Annotated in this window: 23 protein-coding genes and 1 tRNA gene; 12 read left to right on the top strand and 12 right to left on the bottom strand. The window is 63.6% G+C overall.

Annotated elements, in window-relative coordinates; translation table 11 throughout:
- Positions 1–107 precede the first annotated feature (107 nt).
- Both aguB and aac(3) read left to right on the top strand, forming a co-directional pair.
- Positions 108–974: an N-carbamoylputrescine amidase gene (gene aguB, locus AC6UUM_RS11350; protein ID WP_500802387.1), complete on the top strand. Its 867-nt coding sequence runs from the start codon at positions 108–110 to the stop codon at positions 972–974.
- Positions 974–1,798 (top strand): aminoglycoside 3-N-acetyltransferase, encoded by an 825-nt coding sequence (aac(3), locus tag AC6UUM_RS11345; RefSeq protein WP_500802386.1) that lies wholly within the window; start codon positions 974–976, stop codon positions 1,796–1,798. Before aguB ends, aac(3) begins: the two co-directional genes overlap by 1 nt.
- Here the strand turns inward: aac(3) and AC6UUM_RS11340 are convergent.
- Genes AC6UUM_RS11340 through AC6UUM_RS11330 form a run of 3 tightly spaced genes read right to left on the bottom strand, consistent with a single transcriptional unit; the run spans position 1,789 to position 3,153 of the window.
- Positions 1,789–2,145, bottom strand: a complete 357-nt coding sequence (locus tag AC6UUM_RS11340; protein WP_500804960.1) for a PIN domain-containing protein — start codon at positions 2,143–2,145, stop codon at positions 1,789–1,791. The genes aac(3) and AC6UUM_RS11340 overlap by 10 nt on opposite strands.
- Before the next feature lie 20 nt (positions 2,146–2,165).
- On the bottom strand, positions 2,166–2,462 hold the full coding sequence (locus AC6UUM_RS11335) for a hypothetical protein (RefSeq protein ID WP_500802385.1): 297 nt from the start codon (positions 2,460–2,462) through the stop codon (positions 2,166–2,168).
- 10 nt (positions 2,463–2,472) lie between these two features.
- Entirely contained in the window at positions 2,473–3,153 is a 681-nt protein-coding gene (locus tag AC6UUM_RS11330; RefSeq protein WP_500802384.1) for a uracil-DNA glycosylase, read from the bottom strand.
- A 29-nt stretch (positions 3,154–3,182) separates the two neighbouring features.
- Here AC6UUM_RS11330 and folK point away from each other — a divergent pair, with 29 nt between their 5' ends.
- From folK to AC6UUM_RS11280, 10 genes are all read left to right on the top strand, one after another.
- Positions 3,183–3,671 (top strand): 2-amino-4-hydroxy-6-hydroxymethyldihydropteridine diphosphokinase, encoded by a 489-nt coding sequence (gene folK, locus AC6UUM_RS11325; RefSeq protein WP_500802383.1) that lies wholly within the window; start codon positions 3,183–3,185, stop codon positions 3,669–3,671.
- 19 nt (positions 3,672–3,690) lie between these two features.
- A tRNA-Lys gene (locus AC6UUM_RS11320) sits at positions 3,691–3,767 on the top strand.
- A 72-nt stretch (positions 3,768–3,839) separates the two neighbouring features.
- Positions 3,840–5,249, top strand: coding sequence for an amidohydrolase family protein (locus AC6UUM_RS11315; RefSeq protein ID WP_500802382.1), 1,410 nt, complete (start codon positions 3,840–3,842; stop codon positions 5,247–5,249).
- Between the two features lie 14 nt (positions 5,250–5,263).
- Positions 5,264–6,052, top strand: coding sequence for a dienelactone hydrolase family protein (locus AC6UUM_RS11310; RefSeq protein WP_500802381.1), 789 nt, complete (start codon positions 5,264–5,266; stop codon positions 6,050–6,052).
- 29 nt (positions 6,053–6,081) lie between these two features.
- The gene (locus AC6UUM_RS11305; RefSeq protein ID WP_500802380.1) at positions 6,082–6,519 is read left to right on the top strand and encodes an FKBP-type peptidyl-prolyl cis-trans isomerase; all 438 of its coding nucleotides are present in this window, start codon (positions 6,082–6,084) and stop codon (positions 6,517–6,519) included.
- Between the two features lie 26 nt (positions 6,520–6,545).
- A complete protein-coding gene (locus AC6UUM_RS11300) occupies positions 6,546–7,688 on the top strand; it encodes a patatin-like phospholipase family protein (RefSeq protein ID WP_500802379.1) in 1,143 nt (380 codons plus the stop codon).
- Positions 7,689–7,800: 112 nt separating this feature from the next.
- The gene (gdhA, locus tag AC6UUM_RS11295; protein WP_500802378.1) at positions 7,801–9,159 is read left to right on the top strand and encodes an NADP-specific glutamate dehydrogenase; all 1,359 of its coding nucleotides are present in this window, start codon (positions 7,801–7,803) and stop codon (positions 9,157–9,159) included.
- Positions 9,160–9,184: 25 nt separating this feature from the next.
- The gene (locus AC6UUM_RS11290) at positions 9,185–9,673 is read left to right on the top strand and encodes a DUF4188 domain-containing protein (RefSeq protein ID WP_500802377.1); all 489 of its coding nucleotides are present in this window, start codon (positions 9,185–9,187) and stop codon (positions 9,671–9,673) included.
- Positions 9,674–9,676: 3 nt separating this feature from the next.
- Positions 9,677–11,323 carry an acetolactate synthase large subunit gene (locus tag AC6UUM_RS11285; RefSeq protein ID WP_500802376.1) on the top strand — a complete coding sequence of 549 codons (1,647 nt, stop codon included), beginning with the start codon at positions 9,677–9,679 and terminating at the stop codon, positions 11,321–11,323.
- Between the two features lie 43 nt (positions 11,324–11,366).
- Positions 11,367–12,209 carry a diacylglycerol/lipid kinase family protein gene (locus tag AC6UUM_RS11280; protein ID WP_500802375.1) on the top strand — a complete coding sequence of 281 codons (843 nt, stop codon included), beginning with the start codon at positions 11,367–11,369 and terminating at the stop codon, positions 12,207–12,209.
- Here the strand turns inward: AC6UUM_RS11280 and AC6UUM_RS11275 are convergent.
- The 9 genes from AC6UUM_RS11275 to AC6UUM_RS11235 form a co-directional block, all read right to left on the bottom strand.
- On the bottom strand, positions 12,206–12,781 hold the full coding sequence (locus AC6UUM_RS11275) for an NAD(P)H-dependent oxidoreductase (protein ID WP_500802374.1): 576 nt from the start codon (positions 12,779–12,781) through the stop codon (positions 12,206–12,208). The two genes, AC6UUM_RS11280 and AC6UUM_RS11275, sit on opposite strands and share 4 nt — an antisense overlap.
- Entirely contained in the window at positions 12,778–12,969 is a 192-nt protein-coding gene (locus AC6UUM_RS11270) for a hypothetical protein (protein ID WP_500802373.1), read from the bottom strand. Before AC6UUM_RS11270 ends, AC6UUM_RS11275 begins: the two co-directional genes overlap by 4 nt.
- A 17-nt stretch (positions 12,970–12,986) precedes the next feature.
- A complete protein-coding gene (locus AC6UUM_RS11265) occupies positions 12,987–13,403 on the bottom strand; it encodes a type II toxin-antitoxin system HicB family antitoxin (protein ID WP_500802372.1) in 417 nt (138 codons plus the stop codon).
- 31 nt (positions 13,404–13,434) lie between these two features.
- Positions 13,435–13,623, bottom strand: coding sequence for a type II toxin-antitoxin system HicA family toxin (locus tag AC6UUM_RS11260; protein ID WP_500802371.1), 189 nt, complete (start codon positions 13,621–13,623; stop codon positions 13,435–13,437).
- 60 nt (positions 13,624–13,683) lie between these two features.
- Positions 13,684–13,899 carry a hypothetical protein gene (locus tag AC6UUM_RS11255; protein WP_500802370.1) on the bottom strand — a complete coding sequence of 72 codons (216 nt, stop codon included), beginning with the start codon at positions 13,897–13,899 and terminating at the stop codon, positions 13,684–13,686.
- A 48-nt stretch (positions 13,900–13,947) separates the two neighbouring features.
- Positions 13,948–14,220, bottom strand: a complete 273-nt coding sequence (locus AC6UUM_RS11250) for a hypothetical protein (protein ID WP_500802369.1) — start codon at positions 14,218–14,220, stop codon at positions 13,948–13,950.
- An 82-nt stretch (positions 14,221–14,302) separates the two neighbouring features.
- The gene (locus tag AC6UUM_RS11245) at positions 14,303–17,296 is read right to left on the bottom strand and encodes an Eco57I restriction-modification methylase domain-containing protein (RefSeq protein ID WP_500802368.1); all 2,994 of its coding nucleotides are present in this window, start codon (positions 17,294–17,296) and stop codon (positions 14,303–14,305) included.
- A 164-nt stretch (positions 17,297–17,460) separates the two neighbouring features.
- Positions 17,461–17,847 (bottom strand): type II toxin-antitoxin system VapC family toxin, encoded by a 387-nt coding sequence (locus AC6UUM_RS11240; protein ID WP_500802367.1) that lies wholly within the window; start codon positions 17,845–17,847, stop codon positions 17,461–17,463.
- A gap of 3 nt (positions 17,848–17,850) precedes the next feature.
- On the bottom strand, positions 17,851–18,114 hold the full coding sequence (locus AC6UUM_RS11235; protein WP_500802366.1) for an AbrB/MazE/SpoVT family DNA-binding domain-containing protein: 264 nt from the start codon (positions 18,112–18,114) through the stop codon (positions 17,851–17,853).
- Positions 18,115–18,147: the final 33 nt, after the last annotated feature.

Genomic DNA, 18,147 nt, shown 5'->3' with positions numbered 1-18,147 from the left:
GCACGCCCTCACCCTCCCTCGCCTGCGGCGTGGGCCCCTCCCTCTCCCCCAAGGGGAGAGGGGTTTCGCGTCTTTCCCACGCCACAATCGCACGCTAAATCGCCGGCATGACCCGTCTCATCACTATCGCCGGCCTGCAACTGGCCTTTTCCGGCCAGCGTGACGCCGATATCGCCATGACCGCTGCCGCCGCGCGCGAAGCCGCCGCGACTGGCGCGCAGGTGGTGCTGCCGCCGGAATTGTTCGAAGGCCATTATTTCTGCCGGCACGAGGATGAAGGCCTGTTCGCCAATGCCCTGCCGCTGGATCGGCATCCGGCCGTCGCCGCAATGCGCGAAGTGGCGCTGGAAACGCGCACTTACATTCCCTGCTCCTTCTTCGAGAAGGACGGCCCGCACCATTACAACAGCCTGGCGATGATTGACGATGGCGGCAATGTCATGGGCGTCTATCGCAAGAGCCACATCCCCGATGGGCCGGGTTATGAAGAGAAATTCTATTTCCGGCCCGGCAACACCGGTTTCAAGGTGTGGCCGACGAAGCATGGCGTGATCGGTGTCGGCATCTGTTGGGACCAATGGTATCCCGAAACCGCGCGCGCAATGATGCTGATGGGCGCCGACGTGCTGCTCTACCCCACCGCCATTGGCACCGAGCCCCATGATCCCTCGCTGGACACACGGCGGCTGTGGCGCCGGGCGATGGTCGGCCATGCCGTATCGAATGTCGTGCCGGTGCTGGCCTGCAACCGCATCGGCACCGAAGAAGCCGGCACGCCGCATGCGCAGACCTTCTATGGCACCAGCTTTGCCTGTGACCAGCGCGGCGACATTGTTCATGATCTGGATGATGCGACGCCGGGCGTGGTGCAGGCGACCTTCGATCTCGATCTGGCTGCCCGCCACCGCGCCGCGTTCGGGTTTTTCCGCGATCGCCGGCCCGATCTGTACGGCCGCATTTCGCAGGATATCTGATGCGGCGGGTGCGGCTTGGCGAGGAAGCCTATTGGACTCGCGAAGCCATTGCCGATGATCTGGCCGCGCTGGGGCTGGGCGCCGGCGATGCGGTGATGGTGCATGCCAGCCTGCGCCGTGTGGGCGCCGTGCTCGGCGGTGCGGATGGCGTGATTGTGGCGCTGCGCAGCGTGGTGGGGCCGCAGGGCAACATCCTGGCCTACACGAGTTGGGATGAACAATATGAAGACGCTTTGAATGATGATGGCCGGCTGCCCGATGATGTGAAGCCGCACATCCCGGCGTTCGATCCAGCGGCGTCGCGGGCCAATCGCGATCATGGCGTGCTGGCCGAAGCCATCCGCTCCACGCCCGGTGCGCAGCGCAGCGGCAATCCCGGTGCGTCGGTAGCGGCGCTGGGGCCGCGGGCCGCGTGGTTCACCGCCGATCATCCGATGCATTATGGCTATGGCGCGCAATCGCCGTTTGCGCGGTTGGTAACATCGCAGGGCCTGGTGCTGATGCTGGGCGCGCCGTGGGACACGATGAGCATACTGCACCACGCCGAGCATCTCGCCGAAATTCCCGGCAAGCGTATGAGACGGCTGGAGGTGCCGCTCGCCGTGCCGGCCGGCGTGATCTGGCAGGCCATCGAGGAATATGACACCTCCGACCCGGTGGTGGATGGCCTGCACGATGATTATTTTGCCGATCTCGTCAGCGAATTCCTGAACAGCGGCCAGGGCCGCCAAGGCCGCGTAGGCGATGCGCCGGCCGTGCTGGTGCCGGCGGCGGCGATCACGGCGTTTGCGGTGGCGTGGCTGGAAGCGCGGGTTCAGGCCTGAAGCGTTTCGACCGGCACCGGCGCGCCATCAGCGAATGGCGCGATGCCGCGATCAAAGGTGTTGAACACGTCGGCGCCGCCCGACAGCGCCAGGTGCAGCATGTCGGCAAAGTCGGCGCCCTGGGCGGCCATGGTGAGGGCGAATTGCACTGCCCATGGCTCCGCGAATGACAACGTGGGCCAGTTGGTCAGTTTTCGTATGGCATTGATTGCAGCGGGCTTCGGCATCCGCCCTACCGAAACCAGAACCCAATAAAGTTCGAGGCAAACCGTTATTGGTACCAGGCAGGCATCAGCCAAAAGTCTGGCTGCGCGCGCACATTGATCGGGTTCGTCTTGGAGGATCACCCTCGCAAGGACGTTCGTGTCTAGAGACCGCACGAGCGCATGTAACTTTCGGCTGCGCCAAGCGGCCCTGCCATTGCAATTTCCTCGTCGGAGATTGGCGGTCCAGTATAATTTGAAATCGCTTTCAGCTCTGCCAGCAGCGCTGCAATATCCCCGTTCGTAATCGTCTGAGTTTCAGCGACTGCGGGTTGCAGTCTGACCGTATCACCCTCTTCAACCAACTCCAGACGGGCGCCAGAATGCCAACCGTGCCGATTGCGCAGCTCAGCCGGCACGGCAATTTGACCTTCATCGGACAAGACGACGACCGTTTTCATGCGACGGAGTTTAGTCTTTCGCGCGTCCAGCCGCAACTGCCGCCGCCAGCACATCGCGCAACATCTCCGGCGTGATGGTGCCGGTGTTCAGGTTCAATCGGCTGGGGTGGTAGCTGTCCACCAGCACCACACCCGATGGCAGCTTGTGCACCGCGCCGTGCCCGAAGCGATATTTGGGCAATTTGCCGCCGATGGCTTTGATGGCGGCCTGGTGCGCGGTTTCGCCCAGCGCAACCACCACCTTCAGGCCGGGCAGGGCGGCAAGTTGTTCGGCCAGGAACGCCCGGCAGGCGTGTTTCTCGGCCGTTTCGGGCAGGTTGCCCGGCGGCGCGCAGGCGACGGCGTTGGTGATGAACAGGCCGGGCGCGCGCCAGCCTTCGGGGGTTTCGCTGGCCAGCCCCAGTTCGGCGAGGGTGGCGAACAGCAATTTGCCGGCATCATCGCCGTGGAAGGGCTGGCCGGTGCGATTGGCGCCCTTCAGGCCGGGGGCCAGGCCGACAATCGCCAGGCTGGCCTGCGCGTCGCCCAATGGCGGCACCGGCGCGTTCCACCAGCCGGGGTGGCGCTGCCGCTGTTCGGCGCGATAGGCGACCAGGCGCGGGCACAACGGGCAATCGATGGGCGGCGTGCCGGGGAAGGGGGGATCGCCAGAGGGTTCGCCAAAATTCCCGCCAAAATTCTCGTCAGTCATGCCCGCAGCCTGTAGGGGATGGGGCGCATATGGCAATCGTGCATATCGCTATCGGATCAAACCGCTGCCACGGCCGTTTCGGCCGCCCGGCCGGCGTGGTGCGGGCGGCGCTGGCCGCGCTGGCGGGGCTGGGCCCGGTGGCGCGCCGGTCACCGCTGTTTGATACCGCGCCCATCGGCCCGGGCAGCCGCCGCTATGTCAATGCAGTGGCCGCGATCGACTGGCTGGGCAGCCTGCCCGAACTGTTGGCGGCGCTGAAACATATCGAGCATGACTTTGGCCGTCGCCGTGGCCGACGCTGGGGCGATCGGGTGCTTGATCTGGATATCATTGCCGCAGGCGATGTGCGGCTGAAGGCGCCCGGCTTGTCCGTTCCGCACCCGCGCCTGGCTGAACGGCGCTTCGTGCTCGATCCGCTGGTGACGGTGGCGCCGGCCTGGCGACACCCGGTCCACAATCTCAGCGCAAGACAGTTGCACGCCCGTGCGCTTCGCCCTAAAAGCCGGCCCCGCGCTTGACGCGCACACCCTGTTTTGGGGGTCCTTAGCTCAATCGGTCAGAGCGCCCGCCTTTTAAGCGGTAGGTTTCGGGTTCAAGTCCCGAAGGACCCACCAACCCGCAGTTGTCAGCCCCCCCGTACCCGCCTAGCATCGGGGTCAAAGCCAGGTGCGGCCTTGGGGGGATTGATGGCAAGGCGGCTGAAATATCAGAATCCTGTGCTCGCCCTTGCCGTGGCTTTGCTGGCGGTGCCGGCGGCGGCAGCGCCAACACCGGCCACGATCATCTCCCATGTGACCGTGCTGCCGATGACGCCGGGCGGCGCGGTGCTGCGCGATGCCGATGTCGTGATCGAAAATGGCCGGATCAGCGCCATCGGTGGCCCGCTTCCCAAAGGCGCACGCCGGATCGATGGCCGCGGCAAATGGCTCATTCCCGGCCTTGCCGATTTGCATGTGCATGTGCCGGTCGATGGCCTGCCGCGCCCGCCCCGGTACCCGACCGAACCGGCCACGATCCAGTTCAACACCCAGGATCAGATGACGCCCTATATTGCCAATGGCGTGACCCAGATCCTGAACATGGATGCGGTGCCGGCATCGGTGGGCCAGCGCAATCAGGTCGATCGCGGCGAGGTGATCGGCCCGCACATCGCACTGGCGGCAGTGATCGATGCCGGAAAGCCCATGGGCCGCATTGCCGCCACGCCGGTCGATGCCCGCCAGGCCGTGCGCGGGGTGAAGGCCGAAGGCTATGATTACATCAAGGTCTATTCCGGGCTGAGCCAGGAAAGTTTCGCGGCCATCATCGAGGAAGCGGGCAAGCAGCAGATGAAGGTGCTGGGCCATATTCCCGATGCCTTTCGCGGCAGCCTGGAAAAGGCGCTGGTGCCGGGCTTTGCCATGGTGGCCCATGCCGAGGAGTTTTCCAAACATTCGGCCAATTTCAGCGATGAAGATGCGCTGCGCTTTGCCCAGCTGGCCAAACAGAGCGGCACCTGGCTGACCCCCACGCTCGCAGCGATCCGCTGGATTGCCAGCGAGACGCGCTCGCTCGACGAGATGAAGGCATCGTCCCATCTGCAATATGTCCATCCGCTGCTGCAGAGCCGGTGGATCACGGCAAACCGCTACAACCGCAATTCCACGCCAAAGAATATTGCCTATTTTGAATCCATGTTGGCATTCCAGCGGCGAATGGTGGCGGCCTTCCGGGCGCAGGGCGTGCCGATGGTGGCCGGCACCGATGTGCTGGTTTCGGGGGTCATCCCCGGCTTTTCCCTGCACGAGGAACTGGAACTGCTGGTGGGGGCCGGCCTGACGCCGCTGGAAGCGCTGGAGTCGGCGACGCGGTTGCCGGCGCAGTTTCTGGGGGTGGAGGCTGATCGTGGCACCATCGCAGCCGGCCAGCGCGCCGATCTGGTGTTGCTGGATGCCGATCCGCTGGCCGATATCCGCAACACGCGCCGCATTGCCGGTGTGATGATCGGTGGACGCTGGCTGGATGCGGCGCAGCTGCGGGCCATGCTGGCCGATCTGGCCCGGCGCAACACCGCCGCCCGCCCGGAATTTGACTGGAAGACCGTGACCAGCCGTTGACGCACGAGGGACAGATGCCAATTTCCGATTACAGCTTGGCCGACTTCACCGCCGGCCCCTATACCCGCCCCGTCTATCGGCGCGGCAGTGGCCCGGCGGTGATCGTCATCCACGAAGTGCCGGCCCTGCACACGCTGGTGATTGATTTCGCCGACCGGCTGGCGGCGGCCGGGATGACGGTGTTTTGCCCCAGCCTGTTCGGCACCCCGGGTTCGGTGCCAACCAAGGCGGCGGCGGTGAAGCAATTGTTCCTCAACATCTGCATCCGCCGCGAGTTTTCGGCGTGGGAATCCGGTCGCTCCTCCCCGATTGTCGATTGGTTGCGGGCGCTGGCGGCGCAGGTGCATGCCGATTGCGGCGGGCCGGGGGTGGGCGCGCTCGGCATGTGCTTCACCGGCGGCTTTGCGTTGGCAATGATGACGGAACCCGCCGTGATCGCGCCGGTGCTCAGCCAGCCCAGCCTGCCGATCCGCGGCGCCAAGGCCGGCAGCCTTGATTGCACGGCGGCCGAGATCGCCTGTGCGCGACGGCGGTTCGAGGCGGAGGATCTGTCGCTGCTGGCGCTGCGCTACAAATCCGACAAATTGGTGCCCAATGCCCGGTTTCGCCGTTACGAACGCGAATTTCCCGGCCGGGTGGAGACCATCGAGCTGGAGGATGAAGATGCCCGCGCCGGCACCGGCATGGCGCCGCATTCGGTGCTCACCGTGCATCTGCCCGATGCAGGCCCCGGCAAGGATGCCGAACGGCGGGTGATCAGCTTCCTGCGGCATCGCCTGGGGCTTGCACCGCTCCCCGCCTGACGGCAGGAAGGCGCCAAGAGGACCCTCTGATGAAATCCATGACCGCCTTCGTGATGCTTGCCCTGTTTGCCGCCGCGACGGCAAGCCCGGTTCTGGCGCAGGCGCCGGCACCCACTGCCGCTGTACTGCCCGGCGGCACCCGCACCATCGACCGCAAGATCGGTACGGGCCCGGTGGCGGAACCCGGCCGCATGATCGCGGTGCATTACACCGGCTGGCTGTATATCGATGGCGGCAAGGGCAAGAAGTTCGACAGTTCGCGCGACACCGGCCAGCCCTTTGTGTTCACGCTGGGCGCCAGTGAGGTGATATTGGGCTGGGATGAAGGCGTGGCCGGCATGAAGGTGGGCGGCACCCGCACGTTGATCGTGCCGCCGCAGGCCGGCTATGGCGAGGCGGGCGGCGGCGATGTCATCCCGCCGAATTCCACCTTGCTGTTCGAGGTGGAATTGCTGGCAGTACGCTGACCGGCAGCTGCGAAAGGACAAAGATGATGGCTGCTGCGCCCGGGGTTCTAGCCCTAACTGGTGAACGGGTGCTGGTGCTGCAAGGCGGCGGCGCGCTCGGCAGTTATCAGGCCGGCGTGTTCGCGGCGTTGGACGCTGCGGGCTATGTCATGCAGGCCGTCGCCGGCATTTCGATCGGCGCCATCAATGGCGCGATCATTGCCGGCAATCCGCCCGAACGCCGCGGCGAACGGCTGTCGCAGTTCTGGGAGCGCGTGACCGGCAGCCCGGCTCTGGCCTGTTTGGGCGGCCTTGATGAAGGCGGCAGCAACTGGGCGCAAAGCCTGCGCCACCAGCTTTCGGCGGCGACCACGGTGATGGTGGGCGCACCGGGCTTTTTCCGGCCGCAGCTGCCGTGGTGGCCGGCGTGGTGGCCTGGGCAGACCCATCTCTATGACACTGCACCCTTACGCGACACGCTGAACGAACTGGTGGATTGGGACGTGCTGAACAGCGGCGCGGTGCGCCTGGCGGTGGGGGCCGTCAATGTCGAAACCGGCAATTTCCGCTATTTCTGCACCGCGCAGGAACGGCTGGACGTGCGCCACATCATGGCATCGGGCGCTTTGCCGCCGGGCCTGCCCCCGGTGGAAATCGATGGCCAATGGTGGTGGGATGGCGGGCTGGTGTCCAACACACCGCTCGATCAAGTTCTGGATGATGATGACGGCAATGATCTGGCGATCTTTCAGGTCGATCTGTTTCCGGCGCGCGGCCGGTTGCCCAGCAGCCTGAGCGAAGTGGAAGAGCGCACCTCCGATATCCGCTTTTCCAGCCGCACCCGCTTCACCACCGATGCACAGGCGCGCTTGAATGGCCCGCGTGAGGCGTGGGCGCGGCTGGCTGCCCGCCTGCCGCCGGACCTGCGGGGCAGCGAGGAGGCGCAGTTGTTCGATCGCCTGACCCGCGGCCGCCGGGCCGTGGTCGCGCAGCTGATTTATCGCGACCAACCGTGGCAGGGGGCCGCAAAGGGCCGGGAATTCAGCCGGGCCACCATGACGCTGAACTGGCGCCGGGGGGAGGCGGATGTGGCGACGATGCTGGCGCGCTGCGGCTGGGCCGCCCTGCCGGATGGACCCGGCGTCTGGAGCTTTGACGCTACGGGAAACGATAGCAACTTGCCGGTATAATCCCGCTTTTGTGCCTGCGACATTCTGTTACACTGCCTGAGTCTGGCCGCCCTGGGGACGGCGGCCCGGATTGTGACGAGCAGGCAAAACCGAGTTGCAAAGGGGGAAGACCATGGCAAGCAGTGAACATGTCGATCTGGAAGGCTTTATTTCGGGCGTGAAGCGGCGCAATCCCGGCCAGCCGGAATTCGTGCAGGCCGTCACCGAAGTCGCCGAGGATATTTTCGAGTTCATGGCCGACAAGGTGAAGTATCACGAAGCGCAGATCCTGCGCCGCATTGCCGAACCGGATCGGGTGATCAGCTTCCGGGTGTGCTGGGAAGACGACAAGGGCAATGTGCGCGTGCAGCGCGGCTGGCGTGTGCAAAACAACAACGCCATCGGCCCGTACAAGGGCGGCATCCGCTTCCACCCGTCGGTCACTGAAAGCGTGCTGAAATTCCTGGCCTTTGAACAGACGTTCAAGAATGCCCTCACCGGCCTGCCGATGGGCGGCGGCAAGGGTGGCAGCAATTTCAATCCCAAGGGCAAAAGCAGCAACGAAATCATGCGCTTCTGCCAGAGCTTCATGACCGAGCTGTACCGCCACATCGGCGCCGATGTTGACGTTCCGGCCGGCGATATCGGCGTGGGCGGCCGCGAGATCGGCTTCATGTTCGGCCAATACAAGCGCATCACCAACCAGTTCACCGGCGTGTTGACCGGCAAGGGCCTGGAATGGGGCGGCAGCCTGATCCGCACCGAAGCCACCGGTTATGGCGCGGTGTATTTCCTGCAGAACATGCTGAAATCCAAGGGCAATGATGTTGACGGCAAGAGCGCGGTGATATCCGGTTCGGGCAATGTTGCGACGCATGCCGCCGAAAAGATCGTGCAACTGGGCGGCAAGGTGCTGACGCTTTCGGATTCCGAAGGCTTCATCCATGATCCCGATGGCATCACCCAGGAAAAGATCGATTGGGTGAAGCATCTGAAGAACGTGAAACGCGGCCGGATTTCGGAATATGTGAACGAATTCACCGGTGCGACCTTCCATGGCGGCGGCGCGCGGCCGTGGGGCGTGGCCTGCGATGTGGCGCTGCCCTGCGCCACCCAGAATGAGCTGAATGGCGAGGAAGCCAAGACCCTGCTGTCCAACGGCTGCATCGCGGTGGCCGAAGGCGCCAACATGCCCACCGATCTTGATGGCGTGCATGTCTTCAAGGCGGCGCGCATCCTCTATGCGCCCGGCAAGGCATCGAATGCCGGCGGCGTGGCGGTGTCTGGCCTCGAAATGAGCCAGAACAGCGCCCGCATGGCCTGGAAAGAGGCCGAGCTGCAGGAAATGTTGAAGGACATCATGAAGGGCATTCACGATCGCTGCCTGGAATATGGCCGCGGCGCCGATGGCCACACCGATTATGTGAAGGGCGCCAACATCGGCGGCTTCAAGAAGGTGGCCGACGCCATGCTCGCTTTCGGCGTGGTGTAAGCGGAGCCAGGCGGGGGAAGCTGCCATGAACGGGATCATCGATCGACGCGTGTGCGCGGAGATCGATGGCCCGTTCGTGCTGTTCTTGATCGGCATTCGCATCAACCGGCTGACGAAAATCGGCAGCTGGTGGCCGACATTCGCGGCGATGGGGCCGATGATCGCCGAACTGTCGCGGCGGCCGGAACTGGGCCTGTTGCACAACCGAACGCATTTTGGCTTTCCCGGCACCATGCTGGTGCAATATTGGCGCAGCCACGATCATCTGCAGGCCTTTGCCACCGCGCGCGAACAACTGCACCTGCCGGCCTGGCAACGTTTCAACAAGGCGGTTGGATCAAATGGCGATGTCGGCATCTGGCACGAAACTTACCTGATCGATCCGGGCCAGTATGAGAATGTCTACAGCAACATGCCGGCCTGGGGCGTGGGCCGCGCCGGCACCATCCACGATGCCACGGGCCCGCGTGCCCGCGCCGAAGGGCGGCGGCAGATTCAACGCAACGGGGAATGAACCATGACCAAAGCCTCTGACCTGCTCGTGCAATGCCTGGAACAGGAGGGCTGCGAATATGTGTTCGGCGTGCCCGGCGAGGAAAATCTCGATTTCCTCGACAGCTTGCAGCGCTCCACCAAGATCCGCCTGATCCTCACCCGCCACGAACAGGGCGCCGGCTTCATGGCTGCCACCTATGGCCGCCACACCGGCAAGGCCGGGGTGTGCGTCGCGACACTGGGGCCGGGTGCCACCAATTTCGTCACCGCGGCCGCCTATGCCTTTCTGGGCGGCATGCCGATGCTGATGATCACCGGCCAGAAGCCGATCAAGAAATCCAAGCAGGGCCGTTTCCAGATCCTCGACGTCGTGGACATGATGCGGCCGATCACCAAATACACGCACCAGCTGGCATCAGCCGATAATATCCCGGCGCGCACCCGTGAGGCCTTTCGGTTGGCGCAGGAGGAAAAGCCCGGTGCCACCCACCTCGAACTGCCGGAAGATATCGCTCACGATCCCACCGATGCGGTGCCGTTCAAGCCGAGCTATGCCCGCCGGCCGCTGGCCGATGCCAAATCCATCCTGGCCGCCGTGCGCGCCATCGAGGGGGCCAAGTCACCGATCCTGGTGATCGGCGCCGGCGCCAACCGCACCATGACCGGCAAGATGCTGCTGGAATTCGTTGAAAAGACCGGCATTCCGTTCCTGACCACACAGCTGGGCAAGGGCGTGATCGATGAACGCCACCCGCAGTTCCTCGGCTGCGCGGCGCTTTCGGCCGGCGATTTCGTCCATGCCGCCATCCGCCGCGCCGATGTGATCGTCAATGTCGGCCACGATGTCATCGAAAAGCCGCCCTTCTTCATGTCGGGTGACGCCACCACGGTGATCCACATGTCGTTCCGCTCGGCCGAAGTCGATCCGGTCTATTATCCGCAGATCGAAGTGATCGGCGATATCGCCAACGCGGTGTGGCAATTGAAAGAGGCGATCATGGTGCAGCCGCACTGGGATTTCGTCGCCATGCACACCGCCCGCGCCGCCGAAGTCGCACATCGTGATGCTGCCGTCGATGATGCGCGCTTCCCGATCTATCCGCAGTATCTGGTCAGCGAAATCCGCAAGGCGATGCCCGACACCGGCATCATCGCGCTCGATAACGGCGTGTACAAAATCTGGTTCGCCCGCAACTATACCGCCTATCACAGCAACACCGTGCTGCTCGACAATGCGCTGGCCACCATGGGCGCCGGCCTGCCATCGGCGATGGCCAGCAACATGGTCTATCCCGATCGCAAGGTGATGGCGATCTGCGGCGACGGCGGCTTCATGATGAACAGCCAGGAAATGGAGACGGCGGTTCGCCTGAATCTCAACATCACCGTGCTGATCCTCAACGATGGCAGCTATGGCATGATCCGCTGGAAACAGGCCAACATGGGCTTCAAGGATTGGGGCCTGGAATATGGCAACCCGGATTTCGTCGCCTATGCCGAAGCCTATGGTGCCAAGGGCCACCGCGTCACCAGCGCCGAAATGCTGCCCGGTTTGCTGCAACACTGCCTCGATACGCCCGGCGTGCACCTGATCGACTGCCCGGTGGATTACAGCGACAACGACCGAATCCTGAATAAGGAAATCAAGGAGCTGAGCGCGAAGCTCTGAGCCATGATTGACCTCTGCCCTGCCAGCCGGCAGGGCAGGGGCCATGGACGCTGCCCCCCGCCCATCCGAATCGGCTCGCCCGCTGGGGCGGGTATGGCTGGTGGCCAACCGCACCAGCCGCGCCACCGATGAAGGCCGCATCGCGGCGCTGGAGGCTGCTTTGCTGGCCGCCGGCGCAAGCATCGCCGGCACCAGTGATTTCCCCAGCGACCCCGCCCCGGATGCCGCCGCCCTGGCTGGCATCGACACGCTGGTCGTGATGGGCGGCGACGGCACGCTGGGCGCGGCCAGTAGCGCCGCGAAGGGCTGGGATGGCCAGTTCCTCGCCATTCCCGGCGGCACCATGAACCTGCTGCCCAAGGCGCTGCACGGCGATGCCACATCCGAAGCCATCGTTGCGGCGGCGGCCACGGGCACGCTGGCGCATGTGCCGGTGGTGCGCGCGGCCGGGCACACCAGCTATTGCCGGATCATCATCGGGCCGCTCACCCGCTGGGCGCGAGCGCGGGAAAATGCCCGCCATGGCCGGCTGTGGCGGGTGGTGCAGGCGGTGCGGCTGTCGCTGGCGCGCGGCTTTGTGGGCGGTGTGCGCGTGGCCGGCCATCCCGGCCGCCATCCCGGCGTGCTGCTGCTGCCCGGCGAACAAGGCCTTGAAGTGGCGTTGTTTTCCGGAAGCGGGCTGGCCGATGCCATGGCGGTGGCGGTGAACTGGCTGCTGAACGATTGGCGGAGTGCCGCCAGCGTCACCAGCTTCACCGCGCCCACCTTGCTGGTCGGCCGCCGCCGCACCGTGCGCTGCCTGTTCGATGGCGAACTGCGCCGGCTGGCGCCGCCGGTGCGTTTTGAGCCCGGATGGTCCGACCTGCGCTATATAAGGACGCGCTAACCCGCCAACTTGCGCGCCACCGCGAAGAATCCCTCGATCTGCGCCGGCGTCGCATCGCGGATGGTGCCCACCACCTTCAGATGCGTCACCTTCAGCCCGACAAAATCCAAGATCTGCCGGCGCAGCACATTGGGCCAGCCGTTGCGATAGCCCAGCCACAGATACCAGGGCGGCGTATCGGCGGTGATCAGCACCCGGGCGGTGCGGCCTTCGAACAGCTTTTTCGGGAAATGCCCGTCGCCTTCATAGGCAAAGGCGATGCCGGGCAGGAACACCCGGTCGATCAACCCCTTCAACTTGGCCGGCGCCGCGCCCCACCACAACGGGTGGACCAGGATGAACGTGTCGCACCAGCGCACGGCCTCCAGAAACGCCGCCAGGTCCGGCTCATGCTCCATGCGGCTCTTGTAGCCATGGGCGAGGTTGGGATCGAAATTCATCGCCGAAAGCTGCATCAACCGCACCTCCGCCCCGCGCGCCTTTGCGGTTTCGGCGGCGGCAGTGGCCAGCCCCGCACACAAGGACGCGCCATCGGGATGGCCGTCGATAACGAGGACGCGCGTGTTATTCATGATGGCGAACATCCTTGCACCGGCGGGCGCCGGGCCATGCAGTTTTGACGGTTTTGCCAAATCGGGCGGGATATGGCCTTGAACGGGCGGGGTTTTTCCAAAAAACGCCAGGTCTTTTGCAGATCAGGCAAGTTGATGACCATATGCCATTCTAGGCCAGCAGCCACAGTGTAGGACAGCGTCATCATTCCGCGCGCCTGCCCGTTCACACCAGCGCGAACCGCGCCTCCCGCTCCATGGCCTTCAGGGCTGATTCGAGTTGCGGCACGGGCGAGGCGTGATTCAACTTGAAAAGCCGATCGATCTGGCGCGGATTCTGCGCCAATGCCCGTGCCAGATCGGCCTTGCGCCACCCGCGTTCCAGCATCGCCTGATAAATGGCCAGCTTCATCGATCCCAGCAGACCCAGCGAAAGCGCCATGCCTTCTTCTCGCATCGACACTGTGGGCGGCAGTGGTCGGCGTTCAGCCATATAGACCTCCAACACCGTCCGCAGGGCATCTTCGGCGCGGGCCAAAGCGTCTTCATCGGCTTCGGCAAAGGTGATGGCTTCCGGCACATCGGGAAAGCGCACCAACGTGGTGCCATTGTCATCGGGTTCGAGTTCAACGCGGAAAAACATCTGTCCTGCTCCTGCTGGTCCTTCGCCGGCCTCAATCAAGGTCGAGTTGCTTCCTGATGGCCTTCATCAATCCGGTTCCCAACTGCTTGGCGCCGCCATGCTGCGGCACCACCGCGAACCGATCACCGCGGCGCACGACCACATGGCCGCCCTTGCCCTGCGCGCGATCAACGGTGCAGCCGTTCGCCTTCAGAAAGCGGAGGAACTGGCTGCTGTTCATGGATTTATATAGACACTATTGTCTATCCGGCGCAATCGAAAATAGACATGAATGTCTATATCACGCCGCATATCGCCCATCGGCCAGCCGCCGTGCCATGCCGATGCCGGCCAGGGCGTCGAGCACGGGTTTGACCGTGGCGGCGCGTTTGGACTTGAAGGCGCGGGCGACGTCGGTGACGGCGAGCGGGGCGGGGGCGGCGGACAGGATGGAATGCACGGCGCTGACCTGTTCGGGGAGGGTGGCGGGCCAGGGGATGATGTTGCTGGGCAGCACGGGCTGCACCTCGCCCAGATCGAGCGCTTGTGTGACCGGCGCCTGCCTTCAGGCCGCGAGCATCAGCGCAATTCTATCAAGCTCCAGAACAAACTGCCGGCGCAGGAATTCCGCCTCATCGGGCGGCAAGATCTTGGATTTCTCCAGAAACATCGTGCGGTGCTTGCCGTGGGTGTCTGCGTCCCACGGCGCGCCCGTAGTAGCCGACTTGGCTGTTTCCAGCAGAGCATTCAATTCAAGGCGGATGGCGTGTGGGCTGATCTGCCGTGGTGCGGCCTCCATGCCCGGCACGGAAAATCCAAGTTGCTCTGGTTGTGTCATTGCAGCCATCCTCTGCCGCAGGAGAATAGCGGAGGCGATCTGCCGCAATCAAGGCCGGGGCTTGAAATAACTGTGGGCAACCTCAATGCACCCGCCGCTTCTTGCTTCCCGAAATGGACGGTTCGGCTGCCAGCTTGCGCCGCAACAGTGCCAGCGGCCCGTCTGCTGCAAAATACGCTGCGGGCAGCCCGAGCACATCACCAAGGAAAGCCCGATCAAGCTCCGCCCGCGCCTCGTCCAGATCGATCTCGTTGAACGGGCGTAGCGGCAGTTGGCCCAGCGTTGCCAGCAACGCAGTTGATGCATCGAGCTGTGCCCGGCTCAATTGCGAGGGATCGAGGCACAGGAATTTGGCCAGTGCCGTCTTTCCGATGTTGCCGCGCCCGGCCTGTTGCTTGTTGGCCTGCCACCAATGCAGCAGCAGGCCCAGCGACGTGTTTCCCCAAAGAGCCACGGCGGCCTCCATGTCGGCCGCCGGAAAGCGCAAGGTCATCCACGCCCGCCCGCCGATGGTGCGCCGCTGCGTATACTGCATCGCCGTGGATTGGCTGTTGAACCGGAAATTCTGGTTGAAATGCAGGTGCGATGCGGTGGCGACCACGGCATTGACCTTTTCCAGAATGCGCGCTGCCTCGTCGGCCGTCTTGCCAGGGCGTGCCACCCCTTCATTGTCGGCTTCGAAACAGATGGTCCGTTCCCGATCCGCATCATGCGCCCACAGAATCGGATAGGTCACGCTGCCCGGCGCCTTGGTCGCTTTCAGCGCGAACGGCCCGCGGATGGACCCACCCGAACCATTCCAGTTGATATCTGCGTGGTAGGGACCGATGAAGGCAATCATGTCGCCCACGCGCTTCAACGGCAGTGGCGCCGGATGCGGGCTTGGCATGCCTGGCAACCACAATTCTGCGTTGGCCGTCAATCGCCATGCCGATTGCGCCAACGCCAGATCAGCAATTCGGCAAATTTCCCAACTCTGATCGCTGGGCAACGGGGCGTCGATGGCATGGCCAACCACGTCGTCACCCACCATGATGGTGCTGCCGCCCAGCGGCGGGTCCTCGATCCGGCGCATGGTGCCGGTGGCCAATGTGGCGCGGATGGCATCGGCAACTGCATAGCCATCCAGCGGCATGGTCGGGCGATCATCCAGAATCACGAACTTTGCGCGTGCGTCATTGGTCTCACGGGCAGATGCGCGTTTGACGCCCACTGTCATAGCCTCAGCGATACCAGTATCGGCGGAGAAGGACATTTCGTTCAGCCGTTTGCCGGTGATGCTCAGCAAAATGATGTTGTCATAGTTCTCGGCAAGCTTCTTGCGGGCGGCATCCCACGCTTCGCCTGACATCAGACTGAGCGGCGTGATGAGGCCCAGAGTACCACCTGGCTTGAGTTTGCGATGTCCCAGTTCGATGAAGCCACTGGCTTCACCGGCTTGCCCGTCATAGCAATGCGTGCCCGTCAGTTTGCTCAGCAAGCGGTCGAAAGCGGTTTTCATTGCTCGCTGCTCTGCGTCGTCAGCCGAAAAGGCGGCGAACATCGGATTTGGCACACCGACTTTGCTCGCCTCCTGCCCGGTTGGACGGGTGAACGGCGGATTCATGATAACCAGATCAAAGCTTTCGTGAGCGACGCTGACGAAAACATCCTTCTTCGTCGCACCTTTGGCACCCAGGCCGACTGCGGCAATGGCATCGATGGTGCCTTCATTGGCCAGCAGGTCCAGCGATCCCAAGGCATAGCGGTCCCCACCCTGCGCGCCATATGGCACGGTCATGATATGACTGTCGGTGTAGGTGGTTTGGGGATGCGCGCCAGACAGCATGGCCGCCGTCAGATGGGCGGCTGCGGGCAGCACATCGGCACCCACCAACACATCGCCCATCATCGCCGGGTGCAATTGTTCGGCATTGCCGCCCGCCAGCTCGAAATATTGTCCCAGCCGCGAATAGGCGGTTGAAAGCAGGGTGCCTGTGCCGCAGGCAAAATCACCGACCTTCAGTTTCTCCAGCCCAATGCGTTCAGACCAGGGGTGGCCGTTAGGGGCCTGCGACCGGTTCAGCGCCAAACCGATCATCAAAGCCGCCGACGCCGGGGTGGTGTAATAGGCTGCGAGAAATTTCCGATCGACGATCAGTTTCTGAAACACTGCGCCGGTCAGGTCGTGGCTGCGGGTCAGGCTGTTTTCCACCAGTTGGGCTGCGGTGCGGGCCAGTGTATGCGCCAGTGTTCGCGCTGTCTCCGGCGGCACAACTTCGAATATCTTGCAGGCAATGTCGAAAATTGGCCAGTAATTGACCTTCAAGATACTGCGCCACTCGGCCAGCACATAATCGCGTGTGAGTTGGCCAGCGCCTTCAAGTTCGGCAAGGTTCTTGATGTTTTTCAGATCGCCAGGGCCATGGGCGAGATTTTCATGGAACATGAATGCGTTGGCAAGGATTGTGGTTGCCATGCGCCGCGTCTGTTCACCGTCTTCCTGGCAAAGCGCCTGGGCAATGAGCGTGAGGACTCCTGGGTGCCTGGCTTGAATGGTGGCCAGTTGACCGGCGGCGTGCTGCACACCAACCATTAACTGGTCGGCGGCCTTTTCCACGACGGCGGGCGGGACTGCGGCGGCCTGGATCAGGATGGACAATTCAGGGATTGAGCCTTTGATCCAGCCTTGCTGGGGCCAGCGTATGGCTGATACCGGATGCTCGCCGGTAAACAGGGCAAACTCAAAATCTTCCGAGATTGCGATTTCGTTCGCCAGCCTTTCCCCGGACATCGCGCGCATGCCAAACTTTGATCGAACAGCAATGGACGAAAGAATCCGCCTGCCATCGGTGCGCAGCGCTTGGCCAAGACGCTCCCTGGCTTCGGATTCCACCGTAAGCGCGGGCATTATCTCGGTTTCCACCACGACAGGCGAAACACCTGGTTCCATGATGAGAATGTCTGGTCGCTTGTTGCTGCCCGTCAACAGCGCCGTGTTCTCTGAACGCACAACATCTGTCGCCGCCCAAACATGGCGGGTTTTTCGCAGCGCAGCCGCAATGGCATCGTTAACGGTATGTTCGGTCGTTCCCACTATTGATTGCCCATACAAAAATGACAGCCGATGATGAAGCTTTCCGTGTTGGCCAGTTCCGACCCGCCGGTATCGCGCCAATTGGCGATGAAATCTTCGATTGTTGCCGCGGCGTGCATATTGGATTGTGTAGCCGGTTTGGTTCTGTCCGCCTAGGCGGGGGGTCATCGCGCCAGGACGACCTGCAGGCCGGGAATGGCAAGTTCCTGCCAGGCTTTGTCGGTGGTGATGGCCGGCACACCCTGCGAAATGGCCAGTGCCATGCAGGTGCGGTCGCCCAGGCCGCTGCCTTTGGCTTTGGTGGCGTCCCACAACAAGGCAGCGCTCCACGCATCGTCGGCGTCGTGCGGTTTGATTTCCAGGCTGAGCGCATCGATCATTTCGCGCACGATATCGGGCGTAAAGCCGCGCACCAGCATGGCCTTGATCACGTCTTGCAGGGTGACGGTGGAGATCAGCGCATCGCCCAGGCAGGCGGCGACAACATCGGCACCGGGCTCGTCACGCAGCAAGGCGATGATCGCCGATGCATCCAGCACGGCCGATGCCATGGTTCAGCGGCCCGCCAACCGATCACGCTCGGCTTCCTGCCGTCGTTCGGCAAGCAGATCATCGCTGGCAAGGTCATTCGTCACATGCTGCCGATACAGCGCCTGCGCTTGTTTGACCCGGCTCGCCATCGAGGTGAGCTTGACCTCATCGCCGTCAACCGAAAGCGCGATCACGCCAGCGCCGGTCACGCCCAGCGCCGCTCGGACGGCCTTGGGCAGGACGAGGCGGCCATTGGCGGCGATGCGGGTGTTGATCACATGCTGCATGTTTGGCATTTCCTGATCTGTGCCATTCCGGGG

This window comes from Sandarakinorhabdus sp. (assembly GCF_987265915.1).
The sequence above is the reverse complement of the archived record's forward strand: the minus strand, read 5'-3'. Positions and strand labels throughout refer to the sequence as shown.

Coding starts and splice junctions, on each gene's coding strand:
- AC6UUM_RS11335 (WP_500802385.1), bottom strand. CDS start 2,462: ATGAAAACGGTCGTCGTCTTGTCCGATGAAGGTCAAATTGCCGTGCCG.
- AC6UUM_RS11285 (WP_500802376.1), top strand. CDS start 9,677: ATGACCAAAGCCTCTGACCTGCTCGTGCAATGCCTGGAACAGGAGGGC.
- AC6UUM_RS11240 (WP_500802367.1), bottom strand. CDS start 17,847: ATGGCATCGGCCGTGCTGGATGCATCGGCGATCATCGCCTTGCTGCGT.
- AC6UUM_RS11305 (WP_500802380.1), top strand. CDS start 6,082: ATGAAATCCATGACCGCCTTCGTGATGCTTGCCCTGTTTGCCGCCGCG.
- AC6UUM_RS11315 (WP_500802382.1), top strand. CDS start 3,840: ATGGCAAGGCGGCTGAAATATCAGAATCCTGTGCTCGCCCTTGCCGTG.
- AC6UUM_RS11330 (WP_500802384.1), bottom strand. CDS start 3,153: ATGACTGACGAGAATTTTGGCGGGAATTTTGGCGAACCCTCTGGCGAT.
- AC6UUM_RS11260 (WP_500802371.1), bottom strand. CDS start 13,623: ATGAACAGCAGCCAGTTCCTCCGCTTTCTGAAGGCGAACGGCTGCACC.
- AC6UUM_RS11275 (WP_500802374.1), bottom strand. CDS start 12,781: ATGAATAACACGCGCGTCCTCGTTATCGACGGCCATCCCGATGGCGCG.
- aguB (WP_500802387.1), top strand. CDS start 108: ATGACCCGTCTCATCACTATCGCCGGCCTGCAACTGGCCTTTTCCGGC.
- gdhA (WP_500802378.1), top strand. CDS start 7,801: ATGGCAAGCAGTGAACATGTCGATCTGGAAGGCTTTATTTCGGGCGTG.
- folK (WP_500802383.1), top strand. CDS start 3,183: ATGGCAATCGTGCATATCGCTATCGGATCAAACCGCTGCCACGGCCGT.
- AC6UUM_RS11300 (WP_500802379.1), top strand. CDS start 6,546: ATGGCTGCTGCGCCCGGGGTTCTAGCCCTAACTGGTGAACGGGTGCTG.
- AC6UUM_RS11310 (WP_500802381.1), top strand. CDS start 5,264: ATGCCAATTTCCGATTACAGCTTGGCCGACTTCACCGCCGGCCCCTAT.
- AC6UUM_RS11250 (WP_500802369.1), bottom strand. CDS start 14,220: ATGACACAACCAGAGCAACTTGGATTTTCCGTGCCGGGCATGGAGGCC.
- AC6UUM_RS11265 (WP_500802372.1), bottom strand. CDS start 13,403: ATGTTTTTCCGCGTTGAACTCGAACCCGATGACAATGGCACCACGTTG.
- AC6UUM_RS11235 (WP_500802366.1), bottom strand. CDS start 18,114: ATGCAGCATGTGATCAACACCCGCATCGCCGCCAATGGCCGCCTCGTC.
- AC6UUM_RS11290 (WP_500802377.1), top strand. CDS start 9,185: ATGAACGGGATCATCGATCGACGCGTGTGCGCGGAGATCGATGGCCCG.
- AC6UUM_RS11280 (WP_500802375.1), top strand. CDS start 11,367: ATGGACGCTGCCCCCCGCCCATCCGAATCGGCTCGCCCGCTGGGGCGG.
- AC6UUM_RS11270 (WP_500802373.1), bottom strand. CDS start 12,969: ATGATGACGCTGTCCTACACTGTGGCTGCTGGCCTAGAATGGCATATG.